This window comes from Arthrobacter sp. TMT4-20 (genome assembly GCF_054510775.1).
Genome location: NZ_JBTNDW010000004.1, coordinates 143,472 through 163,450 on the forward strand (window position 1 = coordinate 143,472; position 19,979 = coordinate 163,450).

Genomic DNA, 19,979 nt, shown 5'->3' on the forward strand with positions numbered 1-19,979 from the left:
CAATCGATACCGTGTTGCCCACTGTAAGCAGGTACGCCGGTTGGTGGCATGAGTAGTAACTACCTGTCTTGATCTGGTACTTACTCAGTTTTTGGTAGACCTGACAACCGCCGCTGGGCGCTCCATTGACCCAGCTGGTTCTGCACTCTAGGATTTTATCCAATCAGCAGAAGTGTTCTTCCACAATGCGAATAAACGCATCGTCATTGATCACCGCTGATCCGTACAACAAAGGGGTTTTACGCCAATGTCACTGCACACCAGCTCCACATCAGCCGTCCTGGCCGGGGCACGGTCAGCTTCCCTGTCCGAAGCAGACCGGCGCGATGCGAGTACCGACCGCTCCGGCTACGTTTCGCAGTCCTTGCCGGACGGGGTTGTCTTCGCCGAGACCACCGACGACGTCGTTTCCACCCTCCGGCTGGCCGCCGCCCACCGTACCCCGATCGTCACCCGTGGTGCTGGCACCGGGCTGGCCGCCGGTGCCTCCGCACGGTCCGGCGAAGTGGTCCTCGACGTGTCCCGGATGAACAAGATCCTGCGCATAGACCCGGTAGAGCAGCTCGCCGTCGTCGAACCCGGAGTCCTGAACGCCGATCTGAACGCCGCCGTCGGAGAATACGGGCTGTTCTACGCGCCGGATCCGGCCAGCACATCCATCTGCTCGATCGGCGGCAACGTCGCCACCAACGCAGGTGGCATGCGGTGCGCGAAATACGGAGTCACCCGGGACGCGGTGCTGTCACTGAACGTGGTCCTCGCCGATGGCCGTCAGCTCCGGACCGGCCGCGAAACCATGAAGGGCGTCTCGGGGTATGACCTTAACGCCTTGATCGTCGGCTCCGAGGGGACGCTCGGCGTCGTCACCGAGGCGACGCTGCGGCTCCGCCCGCTTCCGGTCGCGACGGCGACGGTCGCTGCCTTTTTCCCGGACTTCGCCACCGCGGCGCAGGCGGCATCGGCGGTCATCGCGTCCCGGATTCAGCCGTCCATGCTGGAGCTGATCGACGGTCAGACGCTCGAGGCGATCGATATGGCAATGGGCACCACCTACCGGTCGCAGGGCGGAGCGTTCCTGCTGGCTCAAACCGACGGGTACGGCGCCCATCTGGAACAGGATGTGCTGATCGAGGCCATCAGGCCGTTCGCCACCTCGATCGAGAAAGCGAAGGACGACGAACACGCCGCGGAACTCATCACCGCCCGCCGGGAGGCCATTCCCTGCCTGGAGAAACTGGGCCGGGTGTCGATTGGCGATATCGGCGTCCCGCGGGGCCGGCTGGCCGAGGTGGCGGTCGGGTTGAAGGACATCTCAGAGCGCACCGGGGTGCGGATCTACTCGGTGGTCCACGCGTCGGACGGCAACCTGCACCCCATGCTGGTCCTGAATCCCGAGGACTCAGTCACCGAGGGGCCGGCGAAGGTCGCTCTCGGCGAGATGTTCTACCTGGCGAAGAGCCTCGGGGGCACCCTCACCGGGGAGCACGGCATCGGGCTGCTCAAGCGTGACTGGCTGCTGCCCGAGCTGGGCGAGGTATCCCTCGACGTGATGCGGTCCATCAAGGACGCCATCGACCCGCATGGACTCCTCAACCCCGGCAAGGCCATCTAGGTCTCTCGTGAGGGGCGGCCCGGTTATCCGGGCCGCCCTTCTTTTTTGTGCGCTTTCCCTGGTGCGGACCAGCCCAGGTGTCGAAGACGAACAGGGTGGCGCGCAGAGAAGTGCCGTAGCCGCACAAGAGTGGTCGCCCAACAGCAATCCTGCGGGTTGACCACTTTTCCGTGGACGCCGTGCGGTTCGTGCACTTCTTTGTAACGAGCGAAGGGACGGCATCCGGGTTCTGTGGATGCCGCCCCTTCGCTGGTCGTGCCTAGGCCCTGCGGAGTGACCTAGATACCCCGGTGTGGCTTAGAGCCGATCCCGGTTGTCGACGTCGTCATCCCCCGATGTCGAATCGCGCCCGGTCGAACCGCGTCCGGTCGACCGGCGGGTGGTCGAACCGCTACCGGTCGCCGCACCAGCACTATTGACAGAACCATCACCATGCACGGATCCACCGCCGACCAGCGAGAGCGCATCCTTGCCCTGGAAGCGCATCATCCATCGGGCCAGGAAGACCAGCCCGATCAGCAGGGCCGCCAGCACAAAGGTGCCGAGGTTCAGGCCCAAACCGAAGATGAACAGCGACGCCACAGCTCCTGCCGCCACACAGTAGTACAGGGTCACGAGGATGGTCTTGCGCAGCAGGTCACCCTCCCGGCCCAGCAGGCCAACGGTCGCGGAGGCCGCAACGATGTTGTGGATCGCAATCGGGTTACCACCGGCACCGCCCACCGCCTGTGCGGCGACAACCTGCTCAGGCGGAACACCGATGGCCACACCGGTGGAGAACTGGAACTGGGCGAAGGTCAGGTTCGACACGGTGTTCGACCCGGCAACAAACGCCCCCAGCGCGCCGATGAACGGCGCGATGACCGGCCAGGAGACACCGGAAATGGCTGCGGCGCCCTCGGCCAGGGTGACCGGCATGCTTGAGAGGCCCGAGTCGTTGAGGTCCGGACCCGACTGGATCAGCACCCGCACCAGCGGGACGGCGAACAGCAGGGCGACGGCGGTGCCAGCCAACTGCTTTCCTGACACCTTCAGCGTCTGGGCAATCTGCTTTCCGCTCATCCGGTGAATCAGGTAACCGAAGATGGCGGCGAGGATCATCAGGAACGCCGGCGAGTAGAACGGCTGCACATTGGTGGTGATGCTCGTGCCGAGGATGTTCTCAAAGGGAATCTGGATTCCGGTCAGGAACTCCTTCAGCGGAGCGATCACCCGGGTGCCTACCAGCAGGACCGCCATCAGCACGTAGGGCGACCAGGCGCTGATGATGCTCATGTGGGTCCGGACGTCGGTTGCCTCGGACGGTTCGATGGTGCCCATCCAGCGGTCGGACCAGGAGGCGCGCGGTCCGAAGTCGAAGGTGTCCTTCGGCATCAGGAAGCCCTTGCTGGAGGTGAACATGACCAGCATCAGCCCGATCAGTCCGCCGAACAGGGACGGGAACTCCGGTCCGAGGAAACGCGCAACGGTCACATACGGGATGGTCATCGCGAGCGACGCGTAAATGGCGAACGGCCAAACGGCCAGGCCGTCACGGAAACGCCGCTCCGGGCCAAAGAAACCGGTGAGCATGCAGACCAGGATCAGCGGGATCAGGATGCCGACAATCGCGTGGATGGCCGCCACCTGGAAACCGATGTTCGAGACGTACTCCGGCATGGTCAGCCCGAGGACGGCGATACGCTCGCCCACTGCCGGGTCTCCGCCCAGCCCATTGGTCACACCCACCAGGATGGGCGTACCGACGGCGCCGAAGCTCACCGGCGTGCTCTGGATGATCAGACCCACCATGACGGCTGCCATCGCCGGGAAGCCCATGGCCAGCAACAACGGGGCGACGACGGCAGCCGGCGTGCCGAAGCCCGACGCACCCTCGATGAAGCTGCCGAACAGCCAGCCGATGATGATCGCCTGCACCCGGCGGTCGGCCGAGATGTTGTTGAAGCCCGCCCTGATGGTCGCCATGGCGCCACCGATGGTGAGCGTCGAGAGCAACAGCAGCGCACCGAAGACGATATAGAGCAGGGTCGCGGCGACGATCAACCCTTCGAGCGACGCCGCGAGAATGCCCGTGAAATCCATCTCCCAAACCAGCAGCGCCACGAGCACCACTAAAACGTAGCCGACCGGCATGGCGTATTTCGCTGGCCAGCGGAACCCCGCCAGCAATACCCCCACTACCAGGATCGGCGCCAACGCCAACAAACTAAGCACCGCAAGATTGTCCATAAACCAGTCCCCTTTGACTGAGGCTACCGAATGACTCCACGACTATGAACGCCACCGACCGCGCGTTTCACACGACGAAGCACTTCCACATTGTGGAATAAGATTTCTACCAACGAATAAGACCTTAGGTCTGACCACAGGAACAGTCAATGGGTGGCTGACAGATTGGGCCCATCTGCGGGTGTGGTGCGACGAGCGGTCGTCCGGCTAGTCGCCGTCGGATATCTGCCGCAGGTGCTCGCGTCAGCGGCCGATGGCTCGTGGACCGGCGCGGTGATTAACATGGTCCTTATGGAAGAGGAACTGCAGCGCGACCTCGCAGCGCACCGCGGCCTCGACCAAACCGACTCAACCTCAAAGGTGACCGCATCATGACCTCCCACGACCACCACAGCCACGAGCCGACGCTCACCGAATACGACCAGACGTACTGGGACGCTTTCTACAACGATCGGCCATCTGTCTGGAGCGGACAGCCCAACGCACAACTCGTCACAGAGGTGGCCGACCTGACGCCTGGAACTGCGCTCGACGTCGGCTGCGGAGAAGGTGCAGACGCCATCTGGCTCGCCCGCCAGGGGTGGACGGTGACCGCCGTCGACATCTCCCAGGTGGCCCTCACCCGCGGTGCCGAGAATGCTGCAACCGATCAAGCGTCGGCCGCCCGAATTACCTGGACCCGCCAGAACCTGCTGGAGTGGGCTCCCCCGGTGTCCGCCTTCGACCTCATCTCGGCCCAGTTCATGCACCTGCCCAAGGAAGAGCGTGAACCGTTATTTACCCGGCTGGCGGCCGCCGTCGCGCCCGGCGGCACCCTGCTGATCGTGGGCCACCACCCGACCGACATGGAATCCGGCGCGCACCGGCCTCCCCGCTCCGACCTCTTCTACACCGCCGAGGAGATTGGTTTGCTCCTGGTTCCGGGGCAGTGGGACATCGTGACCGAGTCGCGGGAACGGGTGCAGACTCACGACGGCGAGGCCCTGACCATCCACGATGCGGTGCTGCGCGCCCGCCGGAAGTCCTGACCGGTTTCGGCTTCCGGGGAAGAAACTGGCTCCGGGATGCCTTATAGAAGGAGAGCTGTCCGCAGCACCACACCCCCCACCGAAGGAATTCCATGACGTATCAAACAAACACGCCGGTTGCAGCAACCGCCGCGCAGACCATCTTCCGGGTAGCCCTTGGCGGCGTCCTCGTCGCCCACGGTTCACAGAAACTGTTCGGCTGGTTCGGCGGCGGAGGCATCGACGGAACCAGCAAGGGTATGGACGCCATGGGTTTCCGCCCGGCAAAGACCAGCGCCGTCCTTGCCGGATTGGGTGAGGCTGGCGCGGGTCTGGCACTCGCCGTCGGGCTCGGCACCCCGGCCGCCGGTGCTGCTGCCGCGACGACCATGGGTGTCGCGGCAAGCGTCCACACGCCAAACGGTTTCTTCGCGACAGAGGGAGGCTTCGAATACCCGGCCGTGCTGGGACTCGCTGCCACCTCATTCGCTATCGCGGGCGCCGGCGCTGTGTCCCTGGACTCGGTTACCGGCCACGTCCTCGACCGGCCCTGGATGCGTGCCACCGCGCTGGCCGCGATCCCCGTTGCGATCGGTGTTCAGCTCTACCGCCGCCGGAAGACCCTGGCAGCCGACGCCGCGTCAGCGTCGGACGCCACCCCGGCAGCCGAAGGCTCGACCGACCCAGCCTAAACAGCCGCACCATCGCGTTGGCCGTGCACCGGACGTTCGGTGCACGGCCAACGCCGTTAAGGCTGGTGGCACAATGAGTGCCATGACGGCAATCATGCTCGGCTGGAATCCCGATCTACGGGAGGGGTGGCAGTTCGCCTACGCTTCGGTGCAGGATGCCGTGCACGACGCCGGATTCGCTTCCGTTCGGTGGCCGGCCGTCGTTCCGTCCGTTGCCCCTGGCTCTGATGTCTGGCTGGTTCTACAGGGCGCGAACGAACGAGGCCTGTTCGGTCACGGGACTGTCGTCATGATGCCCGACGACGGCGGACTCCTCACCCTCGACGTCGACCTCCTGCTCCCCCGCGGCGAACATATCCCCGAGGCAGTGCTGTTCGGTCGCGTGCCGGGCCTCCCTCTCGACGATGGCGCGGCCGTTCTCTCCGTCGACCATGAGCAGCTTCTGCGGGCCGTGTGGGCCGACTATGCGCCGTCGTCGGAGGCTCATCCCGTCGACCCGACCGCTGGCACACTTCCCGCCAGCGCCCTGCTGCGAAGCCGCGTCAACCGCTACGAGCACGACCCCGAAGCTCACCGTCAATGCATCGCCCACCATGGCAGTAGCTGTGCCGTCTGCCGCTTCAACTTCGAGGAGACCTATGGCACCCTTGGTGCTGGCTTCATCCAGGTCCACCACATCGTGCCCGGCCCGCAACTGACCGCCGACTATGTCCTGGACCCACTGACCGATCTGGTTCCGATGTGCGCCAACTGCCATGCAATGGCGCATCGCCGGGCGCCGAATCCCTATTCGCCAGCCGAGCTTCGCCGGCTGCTCCGCGGCTCGACATCCCTGCGGGGCGCGGTCGTCAGTCCTGAGGAGTTGCTGTCTCAAGCCGACGCGCAGCGGATCCTGGGACCAGCAGACTAGTTGAGTCCGATTTAAATGGTGCATGCACTGCATGCAATGGATGCACTGCTTGCACTGCATCCATTGCATGCACGTTTTAAATCGGGACCCCGAGGGTCTCGGTGCTTAGTTAATCTTTGCTACCCAGCACCAGGGCTCACCGTCTGGTTGGTGATTGTCGGATCGGGTTGCGGTTGGATTACCTGCGATTGGACCAGTCCACTCAGAAGGTTAGCGGTGATGGCTAACGCCAGGGCATTCCTGCCAACCGTACGGATACTCCCAGACAGCCATACCCCTTCGTCCCTTTCGTGGATTTACCCGATCGGCGATACGGACCCGCGGCCCGTGAGCGTCCGGAGTTGCCGGAGTTGCCGGAGTTGCCGGAGTTGCCAGAGCCATTTGTCCGCGCAGACTGCTCAACCGGGATAGGGCCGGAGCGGCCTCGACCTGTCCGACGTCGGCGCAAGGTGGAGACGGCCGCATCATCGGCTCCGGCCCCTGCGGTTGTCAGCAGCATAGGGCTCGTGTCTCCGGCCAGCAGTCGTGAGAGATAGTGGTGAATGGCGCTGACAAACTCCGGTTCCAAAACTCTCGGGAGCGCCTCAACAGACGGTGCGATTGTGTTCAGCCCCTCAATCCGCACACCCGAAGCGGTCACTCCTTTCAGATCCGGCTGACCGACCAGACAAATCCACGTTTGAACAAACTGTCTGTGCTGGGGTTCGAGCAGGGCTGCGATAGCGCTCGCTTGCTCCAGGGCAGCCGCCGACTCTTTGACCCTGAGGTGCCCGTTCTGGGCCAGTTCTCCGCGCCGCAGATGAACGTCACCGGCCCAATTCTTTGCATCGATCACCAGCACCCCGCCGGGCCCAACAATTACGTGGTCAAGGTTGGCTTTTGGTCTACCCGGCCAGTGCAGATCGTGGAGCACAAGCCAGCCCTGGCTTTCAAGCAGGTCAAGGCGGTCTGCCACCAGCAATTCCCCAGCAGCCCCGGCGTTCCAGGCCCGGTGCGTCCGTTCGGCGTGCTGAAGCTGACTCTGCAACCGAGCCACGGTTTCAGTAGCCTGCGCCAGCTCATTCTGAAGGCGCACCACCCGCTGCGACGCCCGCCGCGCCTGTTCAGCAGCACCCGCACCAGCAGTCATATCTCTCCCCCGTAAGACTCTCGACCTAGCCTAGATTGGCGACCTACCTCGGAGGTGCAATATTCGCTCAGGAGTACGTCAGGAATTCAGTAACTTGACTAGGCCATCGGACGAAGCATCGCGATGTCCCGGCGCCGACCCGGGAAACGGATGATGCCGGTCGCCAAAGCCGCCAACCAGACGGACAAACCCCCGATTGCAAGGCCCGCCGGAACGTCGAGGATGTAGTGCCAGCCGAAATACACGGTCGCGAGGGCCGTCAGCACAACGTAGGCCCACAACAACCATCGAACCGGCCTCGGCAACCGGACGAGCTGCGCCACCAGAGCCGCCGTGAACACGATCGACACATGCAAGGACGCGAACGCTGCGATGCCATGCACCGTTTCAGTCGCATGGGGATCAACGAGAACCTCCAGCCGGTTGTCGTAGAGCGAATCCTGCAAATCCGACGTCGCGGTGACCGGCAGGTCGGTGAAGGACGACTCCTCAACGTAGATCGGGCCCAAGGACGGAAGCAGATAGTAGGCCGCGGTACCGAGAATCCAGTTGAAACAGAGAGCGCTCACATACCAGGCTCCGCGGGAAAGGTCATCGGACCAGACCATCGCAACGGCAAGCGACACGGGGACAAAAATCAGGAACGACACGTACACGACCGACAGGAATTCGGCCGCGAAACCCGTTCCCAACAAACCATGAAGGACGTCGCCCGGGTTATTGCCCCCAGCGAACCATCGATCGGTGGTTACCAGCATGGAGTCCGTCAGACGATCCCGAAGAAATGGCAAAAAGCTTTTCAAATTCCGATACGCCACATACGCGAGGTAAAAACTCGCCATCCCGGCAGTAATCGCAGCAATTCGATGTAGCGTCCAGCGTGATTTGATCACCGCACCGGCGGTGCCCAGCATGCCCTTGACCGAAGAACGCTGCGCGAACACTCGTGGCACAACATCAGCGATCATCACCAGGAGAACGATCAGCGGCAGCCGCACATAGCTCGGGCCCAGGAAGCCGTCAGGATCACGCACGGGCAGCCCATTAATGACAGCCGTGATCAACATCAGTCCCATAAAGGTCACCGTGGTGATCAACGGGATGCCGAAAAGACCACGCCACGGAGAGATCTCCCGCGCGGATTTAGTATTCACTGTCATCTTTCATCGCTATCAGTTTATTCGATTTGCCAAAACAAGTTGTTGTGACAATTAATCAGTTCCTGTTCAGGATTAGGCAAAAGAATCTTCAAGGTCCGGGCGGACCAGCGAAAGCCGGAACCCACGACCCCGCATGAGAATATGGATCCCGTGAAGCTACTCATCGACCGGGCCACCGCCGACGACGCCGACCGGCTCACCGAGCTCGCCGCCGTCACCTTCCCACTGGCGTGCCCCGCGTCGTCGCGACCCGAAGACATCCAGCACCACATTGCAACCGAACTCTCATCGGCCCGGTTCCTCGAACATTTAGCGGACCCGGGCAAGACCCTGCTGTGCCTGCGCGAAAAGGACCGCCTCGACGCCTACAGCATGCTCATCGCCGGCGACCCCACCGATGCCGGCGTACGGTCGTCCCTGTCGACGTTCCCCACCATTGAGCTGAGCAAGTTCTACGTCCACCCCGATCACCACGGCCGCGGACAAGCCTCCGCCCTGATGCAGGCAACCCTTGAGACTGCCGCGCAGGCTGGCGCCCGAGCCGTCTGGTTGGGCACCAATGACGAAAACCATCGGGCGGTGCGGTTCTACGAGAAGCACGGCTTCACCAAAGTGGGAGTGAAGACGTTCCGGCTCGGCGCCGGCGTCGAAAACGACTTCATCCTCGAACTGGTCCTGCCGACGCCGCCAGCCTAGCTTTCGGGTTCAGTCCTGAAGTTGATCATCTTGTGGCTGCCGTCGCAATACGGTTTGAGCGTCGACGCGCCACACCGGCACAGGGCAACGGTCTTGCGGCTGCGACGCAGCTGATTGCCGTCCGGATCGACGATGTCGAAGTCCCCGCGAACCAGCAGCGGGCCGTTCGGGAATGCGACGATCGTCTGCCGCGGACCGGTCGAGTCGCGGGTGCCCCCAGCAGGTCCGTCAACCGAAGCGTCGTCGTCGCACCCCTCCTGCGCACACCCACTCATGCGGAGACCGCGGCGGCCGAGTACAGCGACGACGCGTCGGCGTTCCACGCGTCGAGGATGTGAGCGGTCATCCAGGTGTCGACGACGACAGCCGCCGCAGCACCGAAGAATACGTCCGCGAGCAGCTCCGGCTCGGCCTCCACCAGCCCGCCGGCGAGATCCCTACCGGCGATCTGCTCGTGCACGGCGTCGGCCTCCACATGCTCGTCGAAGTAGGCGGCAACCGCGTCGTTGTACCCCAAGCGCCGGAAACCCCTCGCATACATCCGGTTCGCCAACGATGAAGTCATCTCGTAGGACGCGAGGTGCCCCACGATTGCGCCGCGCAGCCGCCGGTTGAGCCCAAACATCGACATCAGGTTCGACGACGCGAGGGTGATGGCGGGGACGTCGTCGACGTAGTGGCCGTAGGCGTCGTCGAGTCCGGCGCCGCGCATTGACTGGGCGAAAAGGGCCGAGTGCATCCGGTCGGGGACTCCGCCACCGTATTCGTCCGCCTGGATCTCCACCATGGCGGCCTTGGCCCGGCCGGTGAGGCGGGGAATCGCCCAGGTGTGCGGGTCGGCTTCCTTCAGCGTGTAAATCGACTTCTGAATCAGGAACTCACGAATTTGCTCATCGGTGGCTTGCTTCGCCACATACTTCGACATGCTCGGGCCGCCGTCGGCGCCGGTCAGCTCAAAGAGGCCAGCAGCGACACCGGCACTGGTGGGTGCTGGCAACTCCGGCAAGGTCACTGCGGAGTGCAGTTGCGCCTCATAGGCGTGCTCCAGGAGGCGGCGGGCAGCGATCAGGTCAGGATTCCATTCCCAGTCGCCGCTGGCACCGTCGATGCCGCTGTAGTGCAGTTCGAACAGGCAAAACAGGGTGAGCTGGAGGTCTTCGTCGAAGGCGAAGTCGCTGGTTGCTGCAAGCGCATCCCGCACCGCGCCGGCGAGCGCGGCGGCCGGCGCCGGGACGTCGGAGCCGCTCTGCTCCGGACCGGTCAGGATGTCCAGGAGCAGGGAGCTCACCGGACCGCGTGGCTGAGGTTGTTTCACGACGGGACCCCTATCGTTGGGCAGTCAAATATTAGGTATACCAAGTCCTAAGCATACTTGCTATCCGGTGGGGTGGGCGCCGATAGGCCCATCACGCAGCCGGCGACTCCCGCACCGCGTCGCGGCCGAGCACTGCATGCACGCCCCAGGTTTCATTGGCGATCTGCGTAATCCGCAGATCCACGACCGTACTCGCCAGGGCTAGCGCATACGTGCGTTCCATGCCGTAAAGGTCCTGCATCCAGGTCAACATCGCCTTGAGTGCTTCAGCGGTCGCGAGATTGAGGTCGGCGTTGAATCCAAAGGTGATCCGCGCCGTCGGCGTGATCGCATGGATGGTCTGCAGGGGTGCATCGACGACGACGTCGAGCACCAGATCCGTGGTCATTCCGCACTCGATCGCGGTGCCACCGACCTCGCCGTCGCCCTGCGCGGCATGCCCGTCGCCGACACTGAGCAGCGCACCTGGCACGGTCACCGGGAGGAACAGGGTGGACCCGGCGGTCAGTTCCTTACAGTCGATGTTGCCACCACCGTCGGCGCGCGGCGGAGTAGTGGTGAAGTCGCCGGGGCTGTTTGGCGGCACCCCCACGACGCCGAGGAACGGGTTCAGCGTCACCGTCTGGCCCACCTGGTTGGAGGCTGTCCCCTGCTGCACATCGACATCCCACAGGAGCCACTGCGGGACCCCGCCGTCGACGTCGAGCAGCCGGGTGAAGCTGTCGTCTTTCCGCCCGGCGTTCGTGAAGCCCCATGGGTCGGGCGTGAGCGAGACGAAGGTGACGGCCAGCATATCGCCGGGCTTGGCGCCTGCGACGGCGATGGGCCCGGTGAGGCAGTGACCCTTCCGCTCGGCGAAGAGCTGCGGTTTATCCTCCCCGGGAACGGTCTGCCGCTCCAGATGCCCCCAGGCGTCAAGGGACCTGACCCGCACCGAGTCGCCCGGGCGCACCGTGAGCACCGGTGGGGTATCGCGGGAGAAAATCTGCGTGGCGGTGGTCAGCGTCGGCTCAAGCAGGTGGGTCTCGGTGGCAGTCGTCGGGTCAGTCTCGGTGGCAGTCCTGGGATCAGTCATCGGGTCAGTCATGGGTTCAGCCTACGATGCACCCTCCCCGTGACCGGCACTCCGATCAAGCCCATCATTCGGCCGCAGCCAGAGATCGGGCGAGATCTCAGGCTGCGGCCCGTCAACGAGAACTGCGTTGTCGCTAGGGAGCAACGCCAAATTCAGGCGTCCCCAATGTGAGGAACCATTCGCGAATCTGCTCGGAGTCTTCGCTGAAAGTCAGCGCCAGCTGAAGAAGGGTACGTGCCTTTTGCGGGAGCAGGTCCGCCCCGCCGATAACGCCTTCAGCGCCGCTGTCGTAAACGCTGCCCGAGCCTGTCCTGGTCGTGCTGACGAAGAGAACTCCCTTTTCAATAGCCTCAGCGCGTGCTTCGATCTGTTGTACGGAGATTCCACCTGCCCCATGGCCTGCAGTGACGATTCCTTTGACACCTGCAGCCACAAGAGCATCGATGGGCGTGCGGTCGGCCTCGATGTAGCTGTAGGCAATCTCGGCGTCGGCGAGCTGCTCCGGATCGATGGTCGTGAGGTCAAAGGGGGTTTTCCATTCCGGAGTCCCGCATTTACTGATCCTTGCCGGAGCGTAGACGGACCTCACCCGCTCCTCGTCGATGGTTCCGAGCGCACCATAGCGGCCTCCACCGAAGGTGTCGACCCGGACCGCATCAGTCTTCGTGACTTCCCGCGCGGCGAAGAATTCATCGTTCATCATCAGGACCGTGCCGTAACATCTGGTCTCCTGGCTGGCGGCGAGCCGGAGAGCGTTAAATAGGTTTGCTTCTCCATCGAACGACAAGGTGTTTGATTGGCGCATGGAGCCTGTGAAAACCACAGGTTTATCGCTTTGCACCGTCAGGTCCGACCAGTAGGCAATCTCTTCCATAATGTTGGTGCCGGTGTTGATTACAACTGCATCAACGTCGTCGCGGGCAAGGACTTCATCCGTTAGTTTGGTCAGGCCCACCAGGTCGGTGTGGGTGGTCCTGGCTGATGAACCCGCGATGCCGGTGGCCTGGATGGAGACGTTGACTTCCTGTGAAATCTCCGGCTCGAGCCGATCATAGATGTTGCGGATGTCCACGTCGTCCTGGGCTGCGTATGACTGCCACTGGGCCCGGCCTTCAGCCTCGGAGGTGATGGTGCCTCCGGCATCAAGCAGAACTACGTTGGGCAGGTCCGGATTTTGATCGGTCCTGTCGATGGTGTCGTACATAAGGTCCGGTGTCGCATTAGCGGGGGGTGCGCCGGTCCCGGGTCCAGTTGAAGGCGTAGCAGTGGCAGTTGCCGGCGACGTTTCCGAGGCTGGGCCTGTTTGATCAGCCTGCGGTGATTGTGACCCGCATCCGGTCAGCATCAGGACTGCGCCGATTGACCCGATCAGGAGGCTCTTGGTAAAAGGTGCTGACACCTTGAAGTTCTTCATCCAGGCAAAATCTTTCTCGAGGATTGCGTTGGGGCAACAGTCAAGGCCCGCTGGAAGTAGCGGGCCGGCGGAACTCGGTCGTGAGCCCGCGTGAGATCGAATGTATTCTGCGTTTGTTTCGCGTTTGGGCTGGAGCTGTTTCAGCAGGGTTAAGCGACCGGGCAGGCCGAATAATGCATCTACAAGCGGGGCACCTTGGGCTGAGGGAACCGAAGTTCGTCCGGAAGGGGCGATATCAGTTTTCGACCGTGGGGACAGGTATCCGTTTTGAACGGAGGGGACAGATATCCGATTTAAATGGTGCAGGCAACGCATGCACTGCATGCACTTCCGGTTTCGGTGATTGCAGGCAACGCATGCATTGCATGCACGTTTCTGGACGACACCCCGGTCAAGGCCTTCCAACTGGCGCGATAAGTAGCGAAACAGGAGGCGAAACGCCTTAGCTCCTTGTTCGCAGGGTCGCGGGGTCCGAAGGCCCAACGATTCGCCGCGATTGTTCACCAACGAACCGAAGGCGCGGAGCGTGAGTGCTCGCGCTTAGCTACGCGGTCGCGTACCGGCTGACAAAGTTCCGCAGGATCGTCGCCGGCCAGTCGACCCGCGCCGAGCGGGCGCGACCCATATAGTCTTCAGCTTCAGCCGGAGGGAAGTACCCGGCGTCGCGGTAGATGTCGATGCGCTGGATCAGCCCGTCGACGTCGAGCTCTGGATGGAACTGGGTGGCATAAAGGTTGGTACGGATCCGGAACATCTGGACCGGGCAGGTTGCCGACGACGCAAGCAGCACCGCGCCGTCGGGCAGGGTGGTGCAGGCTTCTTTGTGCCCCACAAAGGCGTCGAACGACGACGGCAGCCCGGCCAGCAGCGGATCCGCAGCGCCCTCTGCGGCCAGCGTGATGGGCACCGCCCCGATTGGTTCGGAAAAGGTGCGGTCAATCACCGCACCCTGATGACGCCCCAGGGTGCCCACCCCGTAGCAGGCGCCGAGGAAGGGGAAGTCGGCGGCGACAACCCGATCCAGCAACCCGCCGATATCGCGTTCCACCCGCCGCTGGACCTCGGACTTCTGGTGTTCCGGGTCGGATGAGTTGAACGGGCTGCCACCCACCATGATGCCCGAGTAGTGCTCCAGGTCGACATGCGGCAGAGGGCCGGATTCGGCACGCACACGGTGTAGCTGGTGCGGCTCAAGCCCGCCGAAACGCTGGAACGCCTGGTACTCGCCGTCGGCGGCGGCGTCCTCGGCACGGGTGGCAATCAGCAGAAACGGTTTCACCTGTCGAGACTACTGCCCTGATGGGTCAGATATGCACGAGACTCGGCCCGCGACATCGACCGGGCCTTGCGGTACGCGGCGCTGCCTGCTAAGTCTGGGGTATCGAAGTAAGAAAGAGAAGTGGAAAATGGTCCGCACAAATCCGCACGTAGAAGAAGCCGACGAGAGTGACATCGAGGTTGGCAAACCCAAGGAATGGGCCGCTGGTGTCCCGGGTGTCATTCACTCGATGCAGCCGGCGATCAAGCATATGGGCCCTAACCGGACACGGAAGACCCTGCTCGCACTGAACCAGAAAGATGGCTTCGACTGTATGAGTTGCGCCTGGCCCGATCCGGGGAAGCGTAGCAACTTCGAGTTTTGCGAGAACGGTGCCAAAGCTGTCACCTGGGAAGCAACTCCAGTGCTGGTGGCCTCCGAGTTCTGGGCTGAGCATTCGATCACTGACCTGCTCAGCAGAAGCGAATACTGGCTGGGCATGCAGGGGCGTCTCACGGAGCCCGTCTACAAGCCTGCCGACAGCGATCACTACCAGCCGGTCAGCTGGGACAAGGCGTTCTCGCTGGTCGCTGACAAGCTCAACGGTCTGGAGAGCCCGCATCAGTCGGCGTTCTACACCAGTGGCCGCGCCTCGAACGAGGCTGCGTTCGCGTACCAGCTGTTCGTCAGGGCCTTCGGCACCAACAACCTTCCCGACTGCTCCAACATGTGCCACGAGTCCTCGGGCTGGGCCATGGGCCAGACCATCGGAATCGGCAAAGCCACAGTCGCCTACGATGACTTCGCCAAAGCCGACCTGATCATCATCATGGGACAGAACCCGGGCACCAACCACCCCCGGATGCTCACAGCGCTGGAGCACGCCAAGGAGAACGGCGCCGAAATCGTCGCCATCAATCCCCTGCCCGAAGCTGGCCTGAAACGGTACAAGAACCCGCAGGAGGTCAAGGGAGTCCTGGGCCGCGGCACCGAGATCGCCGACCAGTTCATGCAGATCCGCATCGGCGGCGACATGGCCCTCATGCAGGCGATCTGCCGGCGGGTCCTCGACGCCGAAGCGGCGAACCCGGGAACGGTCCTGGACCACGACTTCCTGGAAAAGCACACCCAGGGTCTTGACGAGCTCAAAGTCAGTCTGACCCAGCTGGATGAGGGCGCAGTACTTCAGGCAACAGGACTGACCGTCGAGGAAATCGACGAGTTGGCGGACCGCTACATCAAGGCCGACAAGGTCATCATCACCTGGGCCATGGGCATCACGCAGCAGAAAAAGGGCGTGGCCACCATCAAGGAGATCATCAACCTGCTCCTGCTGCGCGGCAACATCGGCAAGCCTGGCGCCGGTGCCTCCCCGATTCGCGGGCACAGCAACGTCCAGGGGGACCGGACCATGGGCATCTGGGAGCAGATGCCGCCGTCGTTCCTTGACGCCCTGGAAGAGGAGTTTGGCTTCGACCCACCCCGTGACCACGGCATTGACGCTGTGGAGACCATCCGCCAGATGCGCGACGGCGGCGTCAAGGTTTTCGTTGCACTGGGCGGAAACTTCGTGGCAGCGATCTCTGACACCCACGCCGCCGAGGAGGCCATGCAGGCCACCGATATGACGGTGCAGATCTCGACCAAGCTGAACCGGTCGCACGCGGTGATCGGCAAGGAAGCGCTGATCTTCCCGACCATCGGCCGGTCCGAGATCGACATGCAGGCCAACGGCCCGCAGTTCGTCACGGTGGAGGACACGGTTTGCGCCGTGCACCCATCGCACGGCACCGTTGATCCCGTCGCCCCGAACCTGCTCTCCGAGGTGGCCATTGTCAGCCGCCTCGCGCGCGCCGTCCTCGGCGACAAGGTGAACGTGGACTGGGATGGGTTCGAAGCCAACTACGACGTGATCCGCGAGCACATTTCGCACGTCGTCGACGGCTGTGAGGATTACAACCAGAAGGTTCGCCGGGAAGGCGGATTTGTGCTGCCGAACGGACCACGCGATTCACGGACCTTCAGCACCCCCACCGGCAAGGCGATCATCACGGTGAACGATCTGCAGCCGGTCGAGCGTCCAGCAGGCACCCTGATCCTGCAGACCCTCCGCTCTCACGACCAGTTCAACACCACCATCTACGGTCACAATGACCGCTACCGTGGCATCAAGAAGGGCCGCCACGTGGTGTTCGTGAACCCGGAGGACCTGGCCGAGCTGGGCTTCTCTGACGGTCAGTACGTGGACATCCGCGGCGAATACCAGGACGGCCGGGAACGCGTGCTGCGGAACTGGCGCGTGGTCTCCTACCCGAGCGCCCGTGGCTGTGCCGCCGCGTATTACCCGGAGGCCAACGTGCTGGTGCCCCTGGAGGAGCTGGCCGAGGGCAGCAACACGCCCATGTCGAAGGCAGTGATCGTGCGACTGGAGCCGACCAAGGGCGACGCGACGTCATCCGCCGCAGCCGCGAAGGCTTCCATCTCGTAGCCCCTCTCGTAGCCCAGCGTCCACCACAGGGCGCAAAAAAGTGGCTCCCCCGCAGGATCGTGGTCTAGCAACCACTTTCCTGCGGGTGAGCCACTTTTTTGGTGACTAACCGGGCAGCTACCGTGACCGACCGGGCAGCTACCGTGACTGACCGGGCAGCTACCGTGACTGGCCGGGCAAAGATCCCTGCTACTGGGCGGTCTTCGTCCAGCCGTTGGCGTCCGGGCCGTCTTCGAGGCCTTTCGCACGGACCTGCATGACGACGTCGGCCGCTGACTGCACGGCGTCGTCGGCACCTTTACGGCCGCTGGTGTCAGCTGTGCCCGCCGCATAGCCGATCAGGAAGGCGCTGATTGCCCCGGCGTTGGGGGACACCGTCTCGGACGTCTGGGCGGCGACCTCCACGATCCGCTCGTGGTCCACCTCCAGGTCGAGGATCTGCAGTGCCTGGGTGAGCTGGCGGCTCCATTCGCTGAGAGTGCGCAGTTCGTCGTTGCCTGTCATATGGGACTCCGTAAATTGTGGGAAGTTTGGTGCCCTCAAGAATTAGCACCTGCGGGCACTTTCCACAACGTTGGCCAGTCGAGCGGACGGTACCCAATAATGGACTCATGGCCTCCCCCATAGAGCACCTCGACGTCGCGATCATCGGGGCGGGGCTCTCGGGCATCGGCGCCGCCCACCGGCTGCGCACCGAATGTCCCGGCAAGTCGTTCGCCATCTTTGAGGCGCGCGACGCGGTCGGCGGCACTTGGGACCTCTTCCGCTACCCGGGCGCCAGGTCCGATTCCGACATGTTCACCCTGTCCTACCCCTGGCGGCCCTGGACCGTACCGGAATCCATCGGCGACCAGCCAGCCATCCTGAACTACCTGCAGGACACTGCCGAGGAATCGGGCGTGACGCCACACATCCGCTTCGCCACCCGCATGGTGAGTGCCGACTTTTCCTCGGAAACCTCTCGCTGGACGCTGCACCTGGACACCGACGACGACGACGGCGCCACCCACCGCCGCACCGTCACCTGCTCGTTCCTGTACGCCTGCACCGGGTATTACAACTACACCCAGCCGTACCAGCCTGACCTCCCGGGCCTTGAGGACTTCACCGGCGAGGTGATCCACCCCCAGTTCTGGCCGGCCGGCTTCGATTACACGGGCAAGCGGGTGGTCGTGGTGGGGAGCGGCGCCACCACCATCACCCTGGTCCCGGCAATGGCCGACGACGCCGCCCATGTCACCATGCTGCAGCGATCGCCGTCCTACGTGGTGACGGTGCCGCGCCGGGACCGGTTCTCCGACGCCGCCCGGAAGATCCTGCCGGCGGGTCCGGCCCACCGGGTGGCCCGGGCCCGCAATGTTCTCTACCCGCTGGGGTTCTACCAGCTGTGCATGAGGCTGCCGCGGGTGGCGAAGGCGTACCTGCGGTACCAGGCGCGCGGCATCCTCAAGGACGAACAGCAGATCCGTGACCATTTCACCCCTACCTACAACCCGTGGGAGCAACGGGTGTGTGCTGCGCCGGACGGTGACTTCTATCGGTCGCTGGCGTCGGGGAAGGCGTCGGTGGTGACGGATCGGATCGACCGGTTCACTGCCGGCGGGGTCCGGCTTGCGTCGGGGCGGGAGCTGGCGGCCGACGTCGTCGTCACCGCTACCGGGCTGGCCCTGCAATCCCTCGGCGGCGCGAATCTGAGTGTTGACGGCGTCCCCGTGGAGCTGGGTGAGTCGTTGATCTACCGTGGCGTCCTGGTCAGCGGGGTGCCGAACTTTGGCTACTCCCTGGGGTACACGAATGCGTCCTGGACGTTACGCTCGGACCTCAGCGCCCGGTACGTGTGCCGGCTGCTCAAGCATATGGACCGCAACGGGCACACGGTGGCAGTCCCGGTGCCAGCCTCAGGTATGGCGCGGCGGCCACTACTGGCCCTGTCGTCGAACTTCATGCTGCGGGCCGTGAACGTGTTTCCGCGACAGGGTTCGGGCACCCCCTGGACGCTGGGCGCCAACTACCTCCTGGATCTGCCGCTGGTGATGCTGGGCAAAGTCAGCAAGCAGATGGCGTTCGACGTCGTTCCCGGTCGAGGCTCCGCCCGGCGGCGCAAAAAAGTGGCGTAACTGCACGTCTGGCCGCAGAAAAGTGGCCTGGCCGCACGCAAGTGGTTGCCCCACCACTGATCTGGGGCTGGAGCACTTTTCTGCCGGGAGGGGCCGCCCCGCAGGCTCCGGAACCGGCGCCGACGGCGAGGTGGGGCGCCGCTATTCGGTCTTCGCGGCCGACTTCAACAAATCCAGCCGCAGTGCGCGGGCGGTTTCCATGTGCTGCCGGGCGATCTGCCGGGCGTCGTCGGCGCGCTGATCGATGATGGCCCGCACCAGCGCCTCATGCTCGTCCAGCGCATCTTCCCATCGGTTGCCGACGGACAGGGTCGACCGAGGCGTGTTGATGAGGTGGGTGGAGAGCCGTTCCAGCAGGTCCTGCAACACCCGGTTGTGCGCGGCCGTACTGACGGCCGCATGGAATTCGACGTTGCAGCGGATCCGGGTCTGGTCATCCGGGGAATCGAGTTCCCGGTCCCGCTCAACCAGTGCCTCAAGGCGCATGATGTCCGAGGCCGTTCTGCTGCTGGACGCCTGTCCGGCCGCTTCCTGTTCGAGCATCACCCGCAGGTCGTAAATCTGGATGACTTCCTGGGGGTCAATCTGCGGCACCTGAAGGCCCCGCGCGGCGCGCTCCAGCAGACGCTCGTGCTGGAGCCGGCTGAGCGCCTCGCGGATGGGAGTCCGCGAGACGCCAAAGCGCTCCGAAAGGCCCACCTCGCGCAGCGGGGTCCCGGGAGGATGGACACCTGCCAGAATCTCGCTGCGCAGCACGCGGAAGACCACTGAGCCGTCGACGCGTCCCGTCGAATCTGCCGGATCAGACACTTTCAACCGGTTCAGACACTTGGTGCTCCTCTAAGTAGGACCTGAATTTTAGGCACCCTATCCACGG

Annotated in this window: 18 protein-coding genes; 8 read left to right on the top strand and 10 right to left on the bottom strand. The window is 63.7% G+C overall.

The annotated features are described in order from the left end of the window. Window positions 1-247: 247 nt before the first annotated feature. Window positions 248-1,612, top strand: a complete 1,365-nt coding sequence (locus ACX80Z_RS06015; protein ID WP_019481866.1) for an FAD-binding oxidoreductase — start codon at window positions 248-250, stop codon at window positions 1,610-1,612. Window positions 1,613-1,909: 297 nt separating this feature from the next. On the opposite strand, the gene ACX80Z_RS06020 is transcribed toward ACX80Z_RS06015, so the two are convergent. Then, on the bottom strand, window positions 1,910-3,841 hold the full coding sequence (locus ACX80Z_RS06020; RefSeq protein WP_459315258.1) for an L-lactate permease: 1,932 nt from the start codon (window positions 3,839-3,841) through the stop codon (window positions 1,910-1,912). 153 nt (window positions 3,842-3,994) lie between these two features. Here ACX80Z_RS06020 and ACX80Z_RS06025 point away from each other — a divergent pair, with 153 nt between their 5' ends. The 4 genes from ACX80Z_RS06025 (at window position 3,995) to ACX80Z_RS06040 (ending at window position 6,450) form a co-directional block, all read left to right on the top strand. Then, window positions 3,995-4,216 carry a hypothetical protein gene (locus ACX80Z_RS06025; protein WP_459315259.1) on the top strand — a complete coding sequence of 74 codons (222 nt, stop codon included), beginning with the start codon at window positions 3,995-3,997 and terminating at the stop codon, window positions 4,214-4,216. Continuing rightward, window positions 4,213-4,869 carry a class I SAM-dependent methyltransferase gene (locus tag ACX80Z_RS06030; RefSeq protein ID WP_459315260.1) on the top strand — a complete coding sequence of 219 codons (657 nt, stop codon included), beginning with the start codon at window positions 4,213-4,215 and terminating at the stop codon, window positions 4,867-4,869. The genes ACX80Z_RS06025 and ACX80Z_RS06030 overlap by 4 nt, the downstream gene beginning before the upstream one ends. Before the next feature lie 92 nt (window positions 4,870-4,961). Then, window positions 4,962-5,540, top strand: a complete 579-nt coding sequence (locus tag ACX80Z_RS06035; protein WP_019481870.1) for a DoxX family protein — start codon at window positions 4,962-4,964, stop codon at window positions 5,538-5,540. 82 nt (window positions 5,541-5,622) lie between these two features. Next, window positions 5,623-6,450: an HNH endonuclease gene (locus ACX80Z_RS06040; RefSeq protein WP_459315261.1), complete on the top strand. Its 828-nt coding sequence runs from the start codon at window positions 5,623-5,625 to the stop codon at window positions 6,448-6,450. 223 nt (window positions 6,451-6,673) lie between these two features. On the opposite strand, the gene ACX80Z_RS06045 is transcribed toward ACX80Z_RS06040, so the two are convergent. Together ACX80Z_RS06045 and ACX80Z_RS06050 are read right to left on the bottom strand one after the other, a co-directional pair. Beyond that, on the bottom strand, window positions 6,674-7,579 hold the full coding sequence (locus ACX80Z_RS06045) for a nuclease-related domain-containing protein (RefSeq protein ID WP_459315262.1): 906 nt from the start codon (window positions 7,577-7,579) through the stop codon (window positions 6,674-6,676). Between the two features lie 98 nt (window positions 7,580-7,677). Then, window positions 7,678-8,733, bottom strand: coding sequence for a phosphatase PAP2 family protein (locus ACX80Z_RS06050; RefSeq protein WP_459315263.1), 1,056 nt, complete (start codon window positions 8,731-8,733; stop codon window positions 7,678-7,680). Window positions 8,734-8,880: 147 nt separating this feature from the next. Between ACX80Z_RS06050 and ACX80Z_RS06055 the strand changes: the two genes are divergently transcribed. Next, a complete protein-coding gene (locus ACX80Z_RS06055; RefSeq protein WP_459315264.1) occupies window positions 8,881-9,435 on the top strand; it encodes a GNAT family N-acetyltransferase in 555 nt (184 codons plus the stop codon). Here the strand turns inward: ACX80Z_RS06055 and ACX80Z_RS06060 are convergent. The 5 genes from ACX80Z_RS06060 to ACX80Z_RS06080 all read right to left on the bottom strand — a co-directional run bounded on the left by ACX80Z_RS06060 (window position 9,432) and on the right by ACX80Z_RS06080 (window position 14,518). Further along, the gene (locus ACX80Z_RS06060; protein ID WP_459315265.1) at window positions 9,432-9,758 is read right to left on the bottom strand and encodes a CDGSH iron-sulfur domain-containing protein; all 327 of its coding nucleotides are present in this window, start codon (window positions 9,756-9,758) and stop codon (window positions 9,432-9,434) included. The genes ACX80Z_RS06055 and ACX80Z_RS06060 overlap by 4 nt on opposite strands. Further along, complete coding sequence (locus ACX80Z_RS06065) at window positions 9,707-10,750, bottom strand: iron-containing redox enzyme family protein (protein WP_459315266.1); 1,044 nt, start codon at window positions 10,748-10,750, stop codon at window positions 9,707-9,709. Before ACX80Z_RS06065 ends, ACX80Z_RS06060 begins: the two co-directional genes overlap by 52 nt. 91 nt (window positions 10,751-10,841) lie before the next feature. Next, complete coding sequence (locus ACX80Z_RS06070) at window positions 10,842-11,837, bottom strand: acetamidase/formamidase family protein (protein ID WP_459315267.1); 996 nt, start codon at window positions 11,835-11,837, stop codon at window positions 10,842-10,844. Between the two features lie 121 nt (window positions 11,838-11,958). Then, window positions 11,959-13,029, bottom strand: coding sequence for an asparaginase (locus ACX80Z_RS06075; protein ID WP_459315268.1), 1,071 nt, complete (start codon window positions 13,027-13,029; stop codon window positions 11,959-11,961). A 754-nt stretch (window positions 13,030-13,783) separates the two neighbouring features. Beyond that, a complete protein-coding gene (locus ACX80Z_RS06080; RefSeq protein WP_459315269.1) occupies window positions 13,784-14,518 on the bottom strand; it encodes a glutamine amidotransferase in 735 nt (244 codons plus the stop codon). Between the two features lie 127 nt (window positions 14,519-14,645). Between ACX80Z_RS06080 and ACX80Z_RS06085 the strand changes: the two genes are divergently transcribed. Beyond that, on the top strand, window positions 14,646-16,985 hold the full coding sequence (locus tag ACX80Z_RS06085; protein WP_459315270.1) for an FdhF/YdeP family oxidoreductase: 2,340 nt from the start codon (window positions 14,646-14,648) through the stop codon (window positions 16,983-16,985). 189 nt (window positions 16,986-17,174) lie between these two features. On the opposite strand, the gene ACX80Z_RS06090 is transcribed toward ACX80Z_RS06085, so the two are convergent. Continuing rightward, complete coding sequence (locus ACX80Z_RS06090) at window positions 17,175-17,489, bottom strand: DUF6457 domain-containing protein (protein ID WP_024476788.1); 315 nt, start codon at window positions 17,487-17,489, stop codon at window positions 17,175-17,177. A 107-nt stretch (window positions 17,490-17,596) separates the two neighbouring features. On the opposite strand from ACX80Z_RS06090, the gene ACX80Z_RS06095 reads away from it, so the two are divergent. Beyond that, window positions 17,597-19,102 carry a flavin-containing monooxygenase gene (locus tag ACX80Z_RS06095; RefSeq protein WP_459315271.1) on the top strand — a complete coding sequence of 502 codons (1,506 nt, stop codon included), beginning with the start codon at window positions 17,597-17,599 and terminating at the stop codon, window positions 19,100-19,102. A 141-nt stretch (window positions 19,103-19,243) separates the two neighbouring features. Here the strand turns inward: ACX80Z_RS06095 and ACX80Z_RS06100 are convergent, their stop codons facing one another. Continuing rightward, entirely contained in the window at window positions 19,244-19,912 is a 669-nt protein-coding gene (locus ACX80Z_RS06100; RefSeq protein ID WP_019482010.1) for a GntR family transcriptional regulator, read from the bottom strand. Between the last annotated feature and the right edge of the window lie 67 nt (window positions 19,913-19,979).

Coding starts and splice junctions, on each gene's coding strand:
- ACX80Z_RS06030 (WP_459315260.1), top strand. CDS start 4,213: ATGACCTCCCACGACCACCACAGCCACGAGCCGACGCTCACCGAATAC.
- ACX80Z_RS06035 (WP_019481870.1), top strand. CDS start 4,962: ATGACGTATCAAACAAACACGCCGGTTGCAGCAACCGCCGCGCAGACC.
- ACX80Z_RS06015 (WP_019481866.1), top strand. CDS start 248: ATGTCACTGCACACCAGCTCCACATCAGCCGTCCTGGCCGGGGCACGG.
- ACX80Z_RS06075 (WP_459315268.1), bottom strand. CDS start 13,029: ATGTACGACACCATCGACAGGACCGATCAAAATCCGGACCTGCCCAAC.
- ACX80Z_RS06085 (WP_459315270.1), top strand. CDS start 14,646: ATGGTCCGCACAAATCCGCACGTAGAAGAAGCCGACGAGAGTGACATC.
- ACX80Z_RS06020 (WP_459315258.1), bottom strand. CDS start 3,841: ATGGACAATCTTGCGGTGCTTAGTTTGTTGGCGTTGGCGCCGATCCTG.
- ACX80Z_RS06045 (WP_459315262.1), bottom strand. CDS start 7,579: ATGACTGCTGGTGCGGGTGCTGCTGAACAGGCGCGGCGGGCGTCGCAG.
- ACX80Z_RS06095 (WP_459315271.1), top strand. CDS start 17,597: ATGGCCTCCCCCATAGAGCACCTCGACGTCGCGATCATCGGGGCGGGG.
- ACX80Z_RS06070 (WP_459315267.1), bottom strand. CDS start 11,837: ATGACTGACCCGATGACTGATCCCAGGACTGCCACCGAGACTGACCCG.
- ACX80Z_RS06055 (WP_459315264.1), top strand. CDS start 8,881: ATGGATCCCGTGAAGCTACTCATCGACCGGGCCACCGCCGACGACGCC.
- ACX80Z_RS06040 (WP_459315261.1), top strand. CDS start 5,623: ATGACGGCAATCATGCTCGGCTGGAATCCCGATCTACGGGAGGGGTGG.
- ACX80Z_RS06090 (WP_024476788.1), bottom strand. CDS start 17,489: ATGACAGGCAACGACGAACTGCGCACTCTCAGCGAATGGAGCCGCCAG.